Source organism: Vibrio sp. 1402 (assembly GCF_033340275.1).
Map to the genome: position 1 here is coordinate 57,273 of NZ_JAWOWE010000013.1, position 15,974 is coordinate 73,246.

Here is a 15,974-nt window from a genome sequence, read left to right on the forward strand (position 1 = left end):
GAGCAACAAATGAACGCTAGAAGTACTCACATAAATACGCAGTCGCTTCTTTCACTTGAAGCTCAAATGAAGAATTACCTTCCACTTCAAAAAACTCACCACTTTGATAAGTCGTCCAATCGCTCTCGCCAACACGCTTGACCACAAGCGCACCTTTTACAACCGTCATACGCTCTGGTGCTTGAGTACCAAACGTGTACTCACCAGGAAGCATCACACCAACGCTAACATCCTGATCTTTCTGGTTAAAGCCTAGTGATTTTACACTACCAGCAAAATAGCTATTTTCCTTAATATTCATTATTGGTTTCCTTATCAAAAGTCCGCTCTTTTTTACCTTGTTTCTTTCCGTTACTCAAGCTTTGAAAGCCATTAAACTCAACGTAATAACGCACATCCTTTGCTACTGAGCGAGAACCTTTTTTCGCGAGGATTAATCAGGCGACCTAAACCGAGCAAGAAAACCTGCGAAGTAATGAATGTGAGCAAACAACAAAACCATCAATAAGATGTGTATCTGAATGTAAAAGTGGACATTAGATCATAGTTTCGTCGTCTCAATGGCGGGATTGTTTGTTTTTAAAAAGGAAGGTTTCCACCATGTTAAAAAAGTGGAGAAAATTAGATCTATGACGGACTCGACTCGCCGAAGGCGAAAAGCACGACAAGAACCAAAACTTTCATTTTTGGCTCGCCACCAATCCAAAATCCTCAAGAGTACATTTGTCTGCTTCGGGATGGGTCTGTTGACGTTTTTTGGCTATCAAATCCACCTTTCCTATCAAGACCACATTGATCCGGAAAAGGTGTACGGCGAATGGATTGAGATTGGCGCGCCACCCTACCAAACAGAACGTCTCGTTTTCACTGAAGATGGGGTATACCGAAACCATCGACTCATTACGACGGAATTTGAATTCGATGGCAAGGTCATCACGTTGAATACCGGATTAGGAAAGACAGCGTATCAGATCTCAGGCTCTCATCTTTCACCTCAAATACGCCGTATTGAACCTCTTATTCCAGATCAGCGATTCATTCGTAAAGGATTTGAGCATACCGTTCAGGGCTCAGAAACCGGCGCAGCCTCTAAACGTCGTGCCGCGTTGAGTGAACACTTCAGCCGTGACTAGTACGTCTTCACGGCTATTTTTCCTTTCAATTCTCTTTCTATATCAATGAAACAAAACCTTAATAAACAACAAAATAAGGCCTTCATCGCATTTAACTAACTCGTTACTGAGTAAACAATAATTTTAGTTTCTGCTGAGATTTTATAAATTATTGACTCAGTCTGACACTTTCTGTGTAACAGAGTGCGAGTTTTAGTTAAGTTCTCTCAAGTGCCTCGAAAACCGTCTTAATTTTTTTTGACGAAAAAAAACTCTCTGAAATGCTGAGTGTGATGCTTTTGCACGTGGAGTAAATCCAATCATCTTATCTGGTGCAAGAGCAGCCTATGTTCTAGGTAGAACATGAATCCAAGGATTGAGAGAGAAGTTATGATTCGATTTAACCTATGTGCAGCTGGAGTTGCTTTAGCGCTATCAGGTGCTGCAGTTGCGGCTCCAACCGCACCAAGTATCGATATGTACGGTTCCAACAACCTTCAGTTTTCTAAAATTGAACTCGCGATGGAAACCACGTCAGGCTACTACGACATGGTGAAATACCATGAGCAAGCGAAGATCACTGTTAAATTTAACCAGTGGAGTGGCACACCTGGTGACACTTACAACGTCTATTTTGATGGTGTAAAAGTAGCAAGCGGCCCTATCACTGGTAGCCAAACAACAGCTTCGTTTGAATACGGCCAAGGTGGCTTATACCAAATGGAAATCGAAGCATGTGATGCGACAGGTTGTGCGAAAAGCGCACCAGCTGAAATCACAATTGCAGATACCGATGGTTCTCACCTGAAGCCACTAACGATGAATGTTGATCCAAACAACAAAACCTACAATACCGATCCAAGCGTCGTGATGGGTACGTATTTTGTTGAATGGGGCATCTATGGCCGTGACTACACAGTCGATAATATGCCGGTCGACAACTTGACTCACATCCTTTACGGTTTTATCCCAATTTGTGGCCCAAATGAGTCTGTGAAGTCTGTTGGCGGCAACAGTTTCAACGCGCTACAAACTGCTTGTACAGGTGTGCCTGATTATGAAGTCGTTATCCATGACCCTTGGGCTGCTTATCAGAAGAGCTTCCCACAAGCTGGTCATGAATACAGCACGCCTATCAAGGGTAACTACGCAATGCTAATGGCATTGAAACAACGTAACCCTGATCTAAAAATCATCCCATCGATCGGTGGTTGGACACTGTCTGACCCATTCTTCGATTTCGTGGACAAGAAAAACCGAGACACATTCGTCGCATCAGTTAAGAAGTTCCTGAAAACTTGGAAATTCTACGATGGTGTTGATATCGACTGGGAATTCCCTGGCGGCGGCGGTGCAGCAGCCGATAAGGGCGACCCTGTAAACGATGGCCCAGCATACATCGCACTGATGCGTGAACTGCGCGTAATGCTTGATGAATTAGAAGCTGAGACAGGCCGTACTTACGAGCTAACGTCCGCTATCGGTGTCGGTTACGACAAGATTGAAGACGTAGACTACGCAGATGCGGTTCAGTACATGGATTACATCTTCGCAATGACTTACGACTTCTACGGCGGCTGGAACAACGTTCCTGGTCACCAGACTGCGCTTTACTGTGGTTCATTCATGCGTCCTGGTCAGTGTGACGGTAGTGGCGTTGATGAGAACGGCGAACCGTACAAAGGTCCTGCTTACACAGCAGATAACGGCATCCAACTTCTTCTTGCTCAAGGCGTTCCTGCGAACAAGCTAGTACTTGGTACAGCAATGTACGGTCGTGGCTGGGAAGGCGTAACTCCAGATACACTCACAGATCCAAACGACCCAATGACAGGTACTGCTACAGGTAAACTGAAGGGCAGCACAGCACAAGGTGTTTGGGAAGATGGCGTAATTGACTACAAAGGCATTAAGTCATTCATGTTAGGTGCAAACAACACTGGCATTAACGGCTTCGAATACGGCTACGATGCACAAGCAGAAGCACCATGGGTATGGAACCGTACTACGGGCGAGTTGATCACATTTGATGACCACCGTTCAGTGCTAGCAAAAGGTAGCTACGCGAAGTCTCTTGGTCTTGCTGGTCTATTCTCTTGGGAAATTGACGCGGATAACGGCGACATTTTAAACGCGATGCACGAAGGTATGGCTGGTGGTGTGGTACCTCAACCAAACCGTAAACCAACCGCAGCCGCTGGCGCAGATCAATCGGTAACAGGTCCTGCAAGTGTGGTTCTAGATGGCAGCCTGTCAAACGACTCTGACGGCACCATCGCAAGCTACGCTTGGGAACAAGTATCTGGCACGGCAGTGGTACTAACAGGTGCAAACTCAGCGAAAGCAAGCTTTGATGCAGCAGAAGTTACTGTTGAAGAGCAATTAACTTTCAAGCTGACGGTGTCTGACAATGAAGGTGCAACGGCATCTGACCTTGTTGTAGTAACTGTGAAGCCAGCAGGTGTGGTTGACCCAGTGAACAACGCGCCAGTAGCGCAAGTTGTTGCTCCAGCAACAGCAAACGCTGGTGACGTTGTGGTTGTAGATGCATCTGCGTCTAGCGATGCAGACAACGATACCCTGACATTCAACTGGACTCTACCTCAAGGTCTGAATGCAACGGTTGAAGGCTCTAAAGTCACGTTCACTGCTGCGGAATACCCGCAAGACACAAGCTTAAGCTTCACTGTAAGTGTGAGCGACGGTAAAGCGTCTTCATCGGCAAGCGCGACAGTGGTTGTTGCACAGCACGCAACCGATCCGAACCCTGGTACTTGTGACAACGCATGGGATGCGAGCGCAGTGTACACAGGTGGTAACCAAGTGACTCACGCAGGTAAAACGTGGGAAGCGAAATGGTGGACTCAGGGTGACGATCCTAGCCAATCTGGCGAATGGGGCGTTTGGAAAGAAGTTGGCGTAGCTAACTGTAACTAACTTCAGCCTTGCAGACTTTCTGCTAAATAAACAAAGGACAGCTTCGGCTGTCCTTTTTGGATTTAACCTCTTAACGAGGAGAGCAACACCAGAGACGAAAAAATCTGAGGTGTTACTTTCAAATCGAATTAGCGCAAAACGGAGCGAGTCAATCAGTAAAAGTAAGGGTTACCAAGCACTATCGAGCAAACGGTCAAAACTACTGAAGACTTGCTCACACTTCATCACTCGACCATGCCCCTGACCTTGTGTTGTTACTAACTCAACGTTTTTAATCTCTTCAGCCGCTTTTGCCGAGACACTGTATTTGGTGAACTTGTCTTGCTCATCATGAATAATAATGGTGTGAGACGGACGCTCAGACAAACGCTTCATCGGATCAATGGACTGTAACGGATAACCAAATTGGTCTTCAACTTCTGAAACCACAGCATTAAAAAGCTTCATCGAGTAACCGGAACGTGCAATGCTACCGAATAAGTTCTCTACGTAATTTAATACCGGAGCAATAAGCAGCAAAGGCTTGTTTTCTAATTTACTGTGCCTACACTCAAGAGCAGAAGCGGTGCCCATGCTGTGCCCAACTAGGCCAACAATATCCTCGACCGTATCCAACACATCTTCTAATCCTCTGACAAACCCCGGAATGTGCCCATACTGCCCCTCACTCTCACCATGTGCCGGATGATCGTACGCCAAAGCAGTAAACCCTTTCGACGCAATATGTTCCATCAGTGGATAAAACTGACTTGCCGTTCCAGACCAACCATGAGTTAGCACCCAAATAGGTCCAGAGCCCAAAGTATAGGTTTTGATGATGCCTGCATGCCCTTTAATTTCACCTTTGATAAGCCCTTGAGGTTCAATATTTTTAGGTTGCGTACGAGCCGGTGTCAGAAGAAGCTTGCGCGCGGTCTTCTTTGCATGTGACGGGGCCAGTGTATGGTGTAACCGAGTACTAATGTTCACCAAACTGCGCTTAATACTGAAACGTTGCGATGTATTAAAGTAAATTTTTTCACTCATAATCATGTCCTTAACTATCAGCTTTGCACAAAATAGAACGGTCGTGCTTTTTATACTGATAAGAAAGAGCGAAGTCAGCCGCTCTTTGTGATTTTATGTCTACGAATCTGGGAAGCGAATAACCGATATTAGCCTTTCCAGCGAGAAAATAAGTTGTCGATCCCTTGCCAAAACAGACGCAAGCTTTCTTGCTCACCTTTAATTGAGTAAAAAACATGCGCACTCAAATAGAGACCGTACAAATCAAACGTTGCTTGGCGTGTATCTAAGTCTGCTGCAAATTCTTGCTTCTCTTTGCCTTTCGCTATTTGGATCTCCAAATAACTCAGCCAAGTGTCTATGGATTTACGCAGTCCGGCCTGAAGCGGGCAATCTTTATCTGCCGTATCATTCCAAGCGTCAAGAAACATACAACTTCCTTGGAATGCGTGATTCCAAGTCATCCAAGAGTCGAGCAACCCTCGAATTTTACGCTCGATATTGCCATCCCCGAGTTCTCGAGCAGGCTCAATAACCCGATCAGCGAACACTTTATTGGCGTGATCAAGCACCGATAGCTGTAAATTCAACTTCGAATTAAAGTGGGCAAACAGACCACTTTTCGACATACCGCATTGCTTGGCTAACTCTCCAATCGTAAGACTTTCTAATCCGTCTTCGCTGGCGATCTCGAAAGCCCGCTGCAGAATAAACTCTTTTGTCACTTTTCCTTTTTGCATAGTCTTATTTTTAGCACGATCGTTCTTTTTTGCAATCTCGAGTTAACTGGTCTAACCATTATTCAGTGCTATTTTCGACTCACGAATCAGGTATTGATTGCGTTAATAGGTTAATAATTAAGAAGTTTGAAGTAAGTCTTAATTTTCAAAACAGCTTCAATGTAAGCGCAAGTCTGTTGACTTTTTCACGTATTACTTCAGTAACAACCTGCTATTTTCACCTAAGTTTTTTATTTAGGTAAACAATGTAATGGCAAAGAAACAAAAAATAGCCAGCTTAGAGTTTGCACGTATCATTGCAATGCTTGCGATTGTGGGTTTGCATTGCCAGATGGCACTGACGTACTGGCAGTGGGATGGGATACCATGGGTTGGCTATATGCTCAACCAACTGGCTCGTTTTGCTGTTCCGCTATTCTTTCTCATCTCGGGTTATCTAATCCAGCCGAAGTTGAGTCATTCACCTATCGATACTCTTAAGAACTACGCCAAACCGTTAATGAAGGTTTGGCTCATTTGGAGCATGATCAGTTTACTGATGCCATTCCAATGGCAGACGGTCGCTGAGGCTGGGTATCTCGCCGAAAGGCAAGGTTATTGGGGGTACTTAATGTCAACCCCGATCAATTCACTCATCGAAGGCGGACTCGTTCATCTGTGGTTTATTCCGGCTCTGGTCATTGCCGTAGCGTTAATTGCCTTTCTCGTGCATATCAATATGGTGCAACTGATACTGCCAACCGCAGTATTGCTATACATATACGGGGTCTTTGCTGGCAGTTACGCGACCATTACCGACCTGCCAGCGCCTTTCTTTACTCGTAACGGGCCTTTTTTCAGCACGTTGCTAGTTGCTCTAGGTTATTCCGCACGAGAAGCGCAGTGGCGGTGGTCGCGAAACAATACGGTTCGATGCATTATTCTTGGCATGGCACTGCATTTTGGTGAAGCTTACTGGCTGATGCAACATGACATCGCTTTCAACTCGCACGACTTCCTATTCGGTACCGTTATCTGGGCTGTAGGTGTCTTTATGTGGCTTTTGGCTCACCCTCATTTTGGCGACATGCCTTGGGTCTTCAAACTATCTCCTAGCGTGTTAGGGATATATGTTAGCCATCTGCTTATCATAATTGTCATGATGAATGTCGCTGGATTTATCGGGCTGCAACACCTCGCGAAAGATGTGTTTATTTATCCTGCAACGATTGTTGCAACCATACTGCTTGTGAAAGCAATTGACACTTCACCGTTGAAAAAATGGCTCCTACGCTAAATGCATTCAGCTCTAGATATAGCTAGCTTTAACTCAAAAGGGTTAGAGCTAGCCAGTTAAAAATGAGATTTCTCTCTCACTGACCAATTTTTGACTTTCTAATCCTTCAGAATTTGCTTTCACTCACAAAAAACATTGTTCATTTCCTTTAAATTGGCTCGACTATTACAACATTGCTCATTAAACGGAGGCTGTATGTGGGCAGGTCAAGGACTCGTTCCTTTTTTAGAGATTAGTCACTGGTTAACTTACGGTTTATATGCCGCTGCGGTTTTATTCGGCGCAGCAAGCATTGCGTCACTCAGAAAATAGTGGCGCACACTATCATTTCCTAACTCCTACTGTTAATTCGAGCTCTCTCACAACTAACTCATTCATTTGTGGCTAATATTTCTCCAACCAGACAAAGGAGAAATGTCTATGCCAATCTATCCAATTGTGGCTTTCTGCTGTTTGTTGTTCTCTAGCGCCACCTTTGCTGCATCAACCAATGAACTGAATCTTGTTAATTCTGGTGTCGGTTACGCGGCTCTGATTATCTTTTCGATCGCTTACATACTGGTTATGTTGGAAGAGTATCTGAAAATGAGAAAATCCAAGCCAGTGCTGCTCGCTGCAGGATTAATTTGGATTCTGATTGGCTACACCTTTGCTCAACACAACCAGCCTGAAATCGCCAAATCCGCACTAGAACACAACTTGTTGGAATATGCCGAGTTGCTGCTGTTTTTGCTCGTGGCGATGACTTACATCAACGCAATGGAAGAACGCAAACTCTTCGATGCCTTACAGGCGTGGATGGTTGGTAAAGGTTTTGGATTCAAAAAGTTGTTCTGGCTGACGGGGTTTCTCGCTTTTGTCATTTCACCGATTGCCGATAACTTAACTACGGCCCTTTTGATGTGCGCTGTAGTGATGAAAGTCTCTGGTGATAATCCTAAGTTCGTCAATCTTGCTTGTATCAACATTGTTATCGCAGCCAACGCTGGCGGTGCATTCAGCCCATTTGGTGATATTACAACCCTGATGGTGTGGCAGGCCGGTCATGTCAGCTTTGCTGAGTTCATTCCGTTGTTTGTACCGTCATTGGTGAACTACTTGGTTCCCGCATTTTTGATGTCACTTTTTGTTCCAAACACAAAACCGAATACGATTCACCAACACGTTGAGCTAAAACGCGGGGCAAGGCGTATTGTCGCGTTGTTCATTCTGACGATTGCCACCGCAGTCTCTTTCCACGCCTTGCTGCACTTCCCACCCGTTATGGGCATGATGATGGGCTTGGCCTACTTACAGTTTTTCGGATATTTTTTGCGTCAAACTCTTAAACACTCACTCGCAAAAAAAGCAGCTATGGCAATTGCCAATGGCGATGATCAGGCATTGAAGCGCTTAGGCTCAGTGGTTCCGTTTGATGTGTTTCATCGTGTGTCTCGAGCCGAATGGGACACCTTGTTGTTCTTCTACGGTGTTGTGATGTGTGTTGGCGGTTTAAGTTTACTTGGCTACCTCGAACTGGTTTCAAACGTCATGTACACGCAATGGAACCCAGTCTGGGCAAACGTAATGGTTGGTGTCCTATCTGCAATTGTCGATAACATTCCGGTTATGTTTGCTGTACTGACCATGGAACCAAGCATGTCGATGGGCAACTGGCTACTCGTCACATTAACCGCAGGTGTCGGGGGCAGTTTGCTTTCCATTGGCTCCGCGGCAGGCGTCGCTTTAATGGGAGCCGCGCGTGGACAATACACCTTCTTTGGCCACCTAAAGTGGGCTCCCGTCATCGCCTTGGGTTATGCCGCCAGTATTGCGGTACACTTGTGGATGAATAGCGGTTTATTTACTTAAAAACACCTAGAATTAGTCACTTAACTTGCAATGTAACCTAACGGTCGGATGGATGGTTAACGCCATCCATCACTTCAATCGCTCCCAACTCATATGGGTTGACGCCCTCTAAGCAGCCGACATTATAGCCATACTCACTCGGGTCAGAACGACGCTGATGGTGCGTATAAATACCGCACTCGCCACAGAAAAAGTGCTTCGCAGTGTGTGTATTAAATTGATACTGCTTCAAGACTTCTTCGCCTTGCACAATACGAATACCGTTCAAAGGTACAGACGCGACAATCGCGCCACGACGTCGACACATAGAACAGTCACACCGTCTCGGCTTCTCAATACCATTGGGTAACGCCAGTTCCAGCTCAACTTTTCCACAGTGACAACTCAGTCGATGTAATGTGCTGATTTGGGTGTTGCCAACTTTCTTAATCATAACTTTTCCTTGTTGTTTTTCTATCTGTGTACATTATGTTAAACAGGTTAATATCATCATAATCTCGTCCAAAAACTCGACATCCATCACTTTTCGCGACATTTTATTGGCCGATTTGTTAGTTGCTATTTTGGCGATTGTCTATCGCGTCCGTGAGACGTGTTATCTCCGGCGCGGTTTTTAAACCAAGGAAATTAATTTATGGACAAAGATCATAGCCTAAGAGAGAACCTCTTGGCTCTGACGCTCGGCAGTGCGTTGGTGTCACTTGGGGTGATATTTTTTAGCAAAGTAGGATTGCTCACTGGCGGTACGGCTGGTTTGGCGATCTTCCTAACCAAAGTGAGTGACTTCAGTTTTGGTCAGATATTTTTCGCTCTTAACCTCCCTTTTTATATTTTATCTGTGATGCGCATGGGTTGGCGCTTCACTATCAATACCTTTATTGCGGTTTCGATTGTCTCTTTTGCGGTCGATCATCTGCATCATGTGATTGAGATTTCACGAATCGAACCTTTCTATGCGGCACTTTTGGGTGGTGGGCTGATTGGAATCGGTATGTTGGTAATTTTCCGTCACAAAATGAGTTTGGGTGGCTTTAACATTCTAGCGTTGTACCTTCAGGAACGTTTTGGAGTTCGAGCGGGTAAAGTTCAAATGGCGTTAGATTGTACCATCGTGGTGATGTCACTGTTGATTGTAGATGTGCACCTTATCGCTCTATCTGTTCTAGGTGCCATCGCTACGAACTTGATTTTGGCGATGAACCATAAACCAGGACGATACCAAGCAAAAGCGCAAGCAGCATAATCATCGCTGCATAGTCAACAACCCTAAAGCCCCCAGCCAGTCGCTCGGGGCTTTTTTCATTCAACGCTAAGATCACGTCAACGAGCTCGTTTTGCAGTGCTGCTGCATCTCTTCATCCAATTTAGCTTTATATTTCTGGCTAAGATGGAAGTGTACTTGCATCAGCAAGTCATGTGCGTGGAACAGCTCAAGCGCGTCGCTACCATGTTGCTGACAAATATCTTCACAGCGCTCAGCATGCACTTTGGCTTCTTGCGGTTTATCCGCTTTAAGCAAGCTCATCGCTAAGCGATACTCTGCGCGCTCTTCTTGCATCCAACCCCCAGCCACTTTCCAATAGTCTAGCGCGAGTGTTGCTGCTTCTAACATCTTCGATTTTTCCATGGACGTGCGCTCAGCCAGCGCTTCGTACTGACATGCTAAGTTGTTTGCAGTGATCGCTATAGCGCGCGCTAATGGCCCTTCTGCATCGTTCGGCGTCATTCCTAACGCTGCTTTCACCAACCATTGACTCGCCAGTTCAAGCTGAGCAAGTGCAGAAAGTTCATTCGAAATCAAAGCGTAAACTCGGCGTTGTTCTTGCTCTTCCAATAATTCCATATTGTCAGTGCCATCTACGAAATAGCGCGCAACGGCAATACTGCGTTGAAATGCCAAACTCTCAGCAACCTTGCGTTCATCAAAGTGCTCTAAACAAGTAAGAAACTGTTCTGGGCACTGGAGATGCCCAATAGCGGTATGCAGCATCAATGCGAATATTCGCTCGATTTGGGTAACGTCTTCCACCTCGCTCAGAGCCGTTTCTAGCTGAGCATAAACTTGTTCGGGATTTTCCTCGTGATGCTGCCAACACTCACTCATGAAGGCATCAAAATCCGTTTTGAAAGGCATGTCCTTATTGTCCTTTTTCTATTCGTATAACGAATATGAAACTCTATACTATCGTTACCCCTGTGTAGCACGCTTAATCCCAATATGAGAATCGCCTCACTTAAAGCGGTGTACCTTGCTCCAGCGCGAGCAAACGTTGCTTGCGCTCCACTCCACCTGCATACCCAGTCAGTTTTCCGCTTTTGCCAATAACGCGATGACAAGGTACCACGATAGAAATCGGATTCTTCCCGTTTGCTAACCCAACAGCACGCACAGCTTTAGGGTTACCTATCGCATTCGCGAGATCTTGATAGCTCCACGTTTCCCCATATGGAATGGTCGTTAGTGCCTGCCAAACTTGATTTTGAAAATCAGTGCCTGTCGCTGCAAGGGGCAAGTCGAATTCGTTGCGCAGACCAGCAAAGTATTCATCCAGTTGGGTGACAGCTTGGCGCAAGACCGGATGCTGCTCGTCTCGCACCCCCAGCTCACTCGGCTTAGTGGTGCATGTTTCAAACCAAATGCCAAGTAAGCCCTCAGCGTTCGATTGGATAGTCACCGTTCCTAGTGGACTCGGCATTTCGGTATAAAATGTTTTCATGATTGATTCCATAAGTGAAACGTCGCGTAGCTTCCCCAAGGGGCCGCAGTGTGCGTATTCAGTGATGGGTAACGCTGCATCGCCTTTTTCACCACTAAGTCTTTATCTAGAAAGCAATCGGGTTGAGATTGCCCTCGCAGTTGAGCATAACTGACGGTCCAAGGTCCAATGCCTTTCAAAGCTAGCCACTGTTGGGGGTCAGCTTCTGAGTTGTCCTGCATAAACTGGGCGAAGCGCACTAGCGTCTCTTTACGGCTTTGCGGCATGCGCAAAAAGCTCACGTCGGCGTTCGCAATATCACTGGGAGTCGGGAAAAAACGTTTTTCTGACTCTCCACTAAGTGTGGCCACCAATAAGTTAAGTTGACCAATCGCAGCTTTAACCGACACTTGCTGGCCTAAAATCGCTCTAACCCCTGCTTCCCATGCACTCCATACACCAGGAATACGAATACCTTTACTCGACACGAGCCCAGGCGCAACATACTCCAAATGCTGCTCAACAGTACAAATATCAGCGTCAAGATCGAACATACGACGAATGTCAGACACCACGTTTTGCAGCTTCGTTACGTCTTCAATTTCAAACGCCAGTTCTAAGTATCCTTCACCTTTTGTCGCTTTAAACCAGGCTTTGCTGTTATCCAAAAAAACGTTGCGCTGATAACTCTCATCACTCACTAGCTCAACCCCCTCAACCGCTCGCAAACGATAGAAGTCCAACATGTGCGACCAATTCAACTCACCTCGATAAGGTAAGGCAATTCGATTGCAACCCGCACCATCAAACTCTTTACGGCGTACTTGAGAAGGCGTTAGTTTGAGAAACTTTTGAAAAGCATCGTTAAAGCGGCGCGTACTGTTAAAACCTGACGCAAACCCCACGTCGGTGACCGACATAGAGCTGGAGTGAAGCAACTGTTTGGCGAACATTAGTTGCTGATATTGCGCATACTGCTTGGGTGACATACCTAGATACTGCTCAAACAACATACGTAAGTAACGGTCAGAAATCCCAACACGCTCAGCCAACTCAGACACCGAATGGTGATGCAACTCCCCTCTATCAATTAACGAAATCGCTCGTTGAAAGGTCGTCTCGACACCTTTCCATGCCCAAGATCCAGGCGCGCTGTCAGGTCGACAGCGTAAACACGGACGGTACCCTGCTTGAAGGGCTTGCGTCTTATCAGCGAAATACTCAACATTTTCTTCTTTAGGCAAATTTGCCGGGCAAATCGGACGACAAAAGATTCCCGTTGTTTTTACCGCCACATAAAATCGCCCATCAAAACGACTGTCTCGCGCGACTCGCGCCTTGTGACACTGCTCGAAGGTCAGTGAGGTATAGGGGTGAATAAACATAGTGCTTTCCTTGCTCATGCCTTTTGTCATTTATTGTTCATAGGCATCGTTCAATATAGTGTTATTGTAGCTTGCTTAAGCGCCCACAATTAGCCACTTTCGGAACTCAATATTGAGATTTATTGGCATTAGCGCTTTTGTACACTAAAGTTAGATCCAGAACATCACAACAACGTCGGCTAAAGGGAATTGGCATGGACTTACATACTTGCGTAATTGTATTAAGAAACCAAAAGGTTATTACCAGTAAATCCGTAGATCATTCTATTGGAATTATCGAAAGAGACTCAGATAACGAGATCTCAGAAATTCAGATTAATGCGACGGATGGACGTAATATTCGAACTTATCACTACAACAATGTAGAGGAGTCATTAGAGAGCTTAATGAACCTCTGACGGTTTTCTTTAACACACCTTTCTCCCTTGTTAAAAGCGAAAGCAATAGAGCACAGTACATGTGCTCTTTTTTTTGTTTAACAGCAAAAATGTTTATCGAAAATAATGACAGACCTTGATTTAAAACAGACAATAATCGGCAAATAAACACCCGAATATAAAAATCAAGACATTGATTTAAATAAATAAAAACCAATCATTCAATTTTTTAGAACGAGTTTATCAAAATCCTCCCGTTATTTTTATGCTCGCCTCTACCTAAACTGTTCTCAACAGCACGGGAGCACACGCTTCCCACTCATTGAAAAGAGTCAGAGGACAGAATCATGAAAGCACTATTACAGAAAATTACCACATCAAACGCAGGTTACAGCGCACTATCACTTCGCGTTCCAATCGGCATTATCTTTATGGCGCACGGCGCACAAAAACTATTTGGCTGGTTTGGTGGCTACGGCCTAGAAGGCACAGGTCAGTGGATGGCATCTATCGGTTTAGGTCCTGGCGTACTCATGGCGTTACTTGCGGGCAGCGCAGAGTTCTTTGGCGGCTTGTTCATTTTACTTGGTCTGCTAACTCGACCAGCAGCGGTTGCTTTGGCGTTCACGATGGTGGTAGCGATATTCTCTGTCCACTTTGAGAATGGCCTGTTCATGGCAAACAACGGTTACGAGTTTGGCTTGGCATTACTGGCAGCGAGCGTTTCTCTGGCGTTCTCTGGCGCAGGTAAAGCAGCGTTAGATAACTTTTTAAACAAAAAGCTCTCTTAAGGAGGCCTTATGATTACGGTAAGACATGCAGCAGACCGAGGTCGAGCAAACTTTGGCTGGCTTGATAGCAAACATACGTTTTCTTTTGGTAGCTACTACGATCCTCAACATATGGGCTTTTCTGAGCTGAGAGTCATTAATGACGATGTAGTCAAGCCTGGCGCGGGTTTTGATACACATGGCCACCGTGATATGGAGATCATCAGCTATGTGTTGGAAGGTGTTATCGCACACAAAGACAGTGAAGGTAACGTCAAAACACTACCTGCAGGTGAATTCCAACTCATGTCGGCAGGGAAAGGGATTTACCACAGTGAGTACAATGCATCGAACCAAGATACGCTGCGGTTTCTACAGATTTGGATTCAACCGAACACATTTGGAACCAAACCAGGTTATCAGCAAAAAGATTTTGGTCGCAATCCTGGGTTAACGACTATCGCAACTCCAACTGGAGAAAACGGCACGCTACTTATTAAGCAAGATGCGACTTTGCATCAGTTAATTCTTGAACCAAGTAGCGAACTAAACTTTGAGATTGAGTCGGGCCGAAATCTATTCATCCATCAAGTGACTGGGAGCCTTAGTGTCGACAATACCACTTTGACGGCTGGCGACGGCGCGAAGGTTGAACACCAGAGTAAGGTTGTTTTGCGCAATACATCAAACGAAAGCACAACAGCCCTGTTGTTTGACTTACCATAACTATCGATTCATCGAGATAAAAACAAAGCCGCCTTGATTTCTCAAGGCGGCTTTTTCGTTTTTCTGACTTTTCATTCAACGCTATTCGTCGGAAGTGCCAGAACCAATTTGCTGAAAACTGTAAGCGGTCAGTGGATCGATCTCTTTGACAATTTCTTCCACTTGCTTAATCGCGTCTACAGACGAGCTAGCTTTACGATAGCTCAAATAGATAGGGCGACACCAATCTTCTACTCCAGACACCTTGTGAAGCTGCCCATTAGCGATAAATGGCTCCACGAGAGAGATTGGTAAGTACGCGGCTCCACCCTTCTCTAAAATAAAGTCCAATGCGATACGCGCTGTTGAAGTGCGTAAATATGGAGCCGGAATCTTAGGGTGACGCTCAGAATGCTCTGAGGAGAAACGCGTCCCCCAGTCAACGTACACATATTTGTTTTCGAAAACGGTGTCTAAAGAATCTTTCTCAGTTGATACCAGAACGAGAACAACATCTGCCACTTTTTTACAGTTAAGCTCATCAGCTTTGATCTGATCGAACGCAAATGCCATATCTAACGTGCGCTCTAGCAAGCTACGACTGAGCATCTCACGTCCCATCACTTCTGCCATGAAGCCATAACCACCAAACGAATCTGTGACGACACTTAAACAATTCTGTAAATAAGCGTCCCAAATGTTTGGCGTGCCACCTAACGTTAGTTGCAGCGCTTTGCCATCTTCAAGCGATAATTCTAGCTTCGCTTGTTGCAATGTAGTGACCATTACCTCGGCATAGCTGATTAAGCGCTCACCTGCAGAGGTCAACTTTATGTTATTTCGATCACGAATAAACAATTGCGTATCGAAGTAACTTTCCAATTGTTTGATACGTGCGCTCACAGCGGCTTGGGTAATATAAAGGTTCTCAGCAGCACGTCCGAAGTGACGAACTCTTGCCAGCTCTAAAAATGTTCGAAAGACTTTTACATCCATAAACCATCTCCTGGTTAATATAAAACCAGATTAACAACTAATTAAAATCATGACGACAAAAAAGTTTTGTTTTTCTTTTGTTAGATTTAAGCCTAATTTTCGCCGTAAGTTCACTACATTCATC

16 protein-coding genes are annotated in these 15,974 nt (G+C 45.3%); 8 read left to right on the top strand and 8 right to left on the bottom strand.

The window, feature by feature from the left end; translation table 11 throughout:
* Positions 1 to 16: 16 nt before the first annotated feature.
* Positions 17 to 301: a pyrimidine/purine nucleoside phosphorylase gene (locus R7044_RS20000; protein ID WP_005383244.1), complete on the bottom strand. Its 285-nt coding sequence runs from the start codon at positions 299 to 301 to the stop codon at positions 17 to 19.
* Between the two features lie 328 nt (positions 302 to 629).
* Here R7044_RS20000 and R7044_RS20005 point away from each other — a divergent pair, with 328 nt between their 5' ends.
* Together R7044_RS20005 and R7044_RS20010 are read left to right on the top strand one after the other, a co-directional pair.
* The gene (locus R7044_RS20005) at positions 630 to 1,133 is read left to right on the top strand and encodes a DUF2850 domain-containing protein (protein WP_005374408.1); all 504 of its coding nucleotides are present in this window, start codon (positions 630 to 632) and stop codon (positions 1,131 to 1,133) included.
* Between the two features lie 369 nt (positions 1,134 to 1,502).
* The gene (locus R7044_RS20010) at positions 1,503 to 4,049 is read left to right on the top strand and encodes a glycosyl hydrolase family 18 protein (RefSeq protein ID WP_033907217.1); all 2,547 of its coding nucleotides are present in this window, start codon (positions 1,503 to 1,505) and stop codon (positions 4,047 to 4,049) included.
* Between the two features lie 168 nt (positions 4,050 to 4,217).
* On the opposite strand, the gene R7044_RS20015 is transcribed toward R7044_RS20010, so the two are convergent.
* Both R7044_RS20015 and R7044_RS20020 read right to left on the bottom strand, forming a co-directional pair.
* Positions 4,218 to 5,075 (bottom strand): alpha/beta hydrolase, encoded by an 858-nt coding sequence (locus R7044_RS20015; RefSeq protein ID WP_017633823.1) that lies wholly within the window; start codon positions 5,073 to 5,075, stop codon positions 4,218 to 4,220.
* Between the two features lie 128 nt (positions 5,076 to 5,203).
* Entirely contained in the window at positions 5,204 to 5,794 is a 591-nt protein-coding gene (locus R7044_RS20020) for a TetR/AcrR family transcriptional regulator (RefSeq protein WP_005374416.1), read from the bottom strand.
* 250 nt (positions 5,795 to 6,044) lie between these two features.
* Between R7044_RS20020 and R7044_RS20025 the strand changes: the two genes are divergently transcribed.
* Both R7044_RS20025 and nhaD read left to right on the top strand, forming a co-directional pair.
* On the top strand, positions 6,045 to 7,070 hold the full coding sequence (locus R7044_RS20025; RefSeq protein WP_033907218.1) for an acyltransferase: 1,026 nt from the start codon (positions 6,045 to 6,047) through the stop codon (positions 7,068 to 7,070).
* Positions 7,071 to 7,490: 420 nt separating this feature from the next.
* On the top strand, positions 7,491 to 8,921 hold the full coding sequence (gene nhaD / locus R7044_RS20030; protein WP_017633821.1) for a sodium:proton antiporter NhaD: 1,431 nt from the start codon (positions 7,491 to 7,493) through the stop codon (positions 8,919 to 8,921).
* Positions 8,922 to 8,958: 37 nt separating this feature from the next.
* Here nhaD and R7044_RS20035 read toward each other — a convergent pair whose 3' ends face one another.
* Positions 8,959 to 9,354 (bottom strand): GFA family protein, encoded by a 396-nt coding sequence (locus R7044_RS20035; protein ID WP_033907219.1) that lies wholly within the window; start codon positions 9,352 to 9,354, stop codon positions 8,959 to 8,961.
* Between the two features lie 201 nt (positions 9,355 to 9,555).
* Between R7044_RS20035 and R7044_RS20040 the strand changes: the two genes are divergently transcribed.
* Complete coding sequence (locus tag R7044_RS20040; protein WP_225455772.1) at positions 9,556 to 10,164, top strand: YitT family protein; 609 nt, start codon at positions 9,556 to 9,558, stop codon at positions 10,162 to 10,164.
* 72 nt (positions 10,165 to 10,236) lie between these two features.
* Here the strand turns inward: R7044_RS20040 and R7044_RS20045 are convergent, their stop codons facing one another.
* From R7044_RS20045 to R7044_RS20055, 3 genes are all read right to left on the bottom strand, one after another.
* Positions 10,237 to 11,055, bottom strand: a complete 819-nt coding sequence (locus R7044_RS20045; RefSeq protein WP_064376354.1) for a hypothetical protein — start codon at positions 11,053 to 11,055, stop codon at positions 10,237 to 10,239.
* A 100-nt stretch (positions 11,056 to 11,155) separates the two neighbouring features.
* Complete coding sequence (locus R7044_RS20050) at positions 11,156 to 11,638, bottom strand: methylated-DNA--[protein]-cysteine S-methyltransferase (protein WP_005374431.1); 483 nt, start codon at positions 11,636 to 11,638, stop codon at positions 11,156 to 11,158.
* Complete coding sequence (locus tag R7044_RS20055) at positions 11,635 to 13,002, bottom strand: AlkA N-terminal domain-containing protein (RefSeq protein WP_225455773.1); 1,368 nt, start codon at positions 13,000 to 13,002, stop codon at positions 11,635 to 11,637. Before R7044_RS20055 ends, R7044_RS20050 begins: the two co-directional genes overlap by 4 nt.
* Before the next feature lie 194 nt (positions 13,003 to 13,196).
* Between R7044_RS20055 and R7044_RS20060 the strand changes: the two genes are divergently transcribed.
* From R7044_RS20060 to R7044_RS20070, 3 genes are all read left to right on the top strand, one after another.
* Entirely contained in the window at positions 13,197 to 13,400 is a 204-nt protein-coding gene (locus R7044_RS20060) for a hypothetical protein (RefSeq protein ID WP_017633816.1), read from the top strand.
* 326 nt (positions 13,401 to 13,726) lie between these two features.
* Positions 13,727 to 14,170 carry a DoxX family protein gene (locus R7044_RS20065; RefSeq protein ID WP_005374434.1) on the top strand — a complete coding sequence of 148 codons (444 nt, stop codon included), beginning with the start codon at positions 13,727 to 13,729 and terminating at the stop codon, positions 14,168 to 14,170.
* Between the two features lie 9 nt (positions 14,171 to 14,179).
* On the top strand, positions 14,180 to 14,875 hold the full coding sequence (locus tag R7044_RS20070; RefSeq protein ID WP_017821043.1) for a pirin family protein: 696 nt from the start codon (positions 14,180 to 14,182) through the stop codon (positions 14,873 to 14,875).
* Positions 14,876 to 14,956: 81 nt separating this feature from the next.
* Here the strand turns inward: R7044_RS20070 and R7044_RS20075 are convergent, their stop codons facing one another.
* Positions 14,957 to 15,850, bottom strand: a complete 894-nt coding sequence (locus tag R7044_RS20075; protein WP_005374436.1) for a LysR family transcriptional regulator — start codon at positions 15,848 to 15,850, stop codon at positions 14,957 to 14,959.
* Between the last annotated feature and the right edge of the window lie 124 nt (positions 15,851 to 15,974).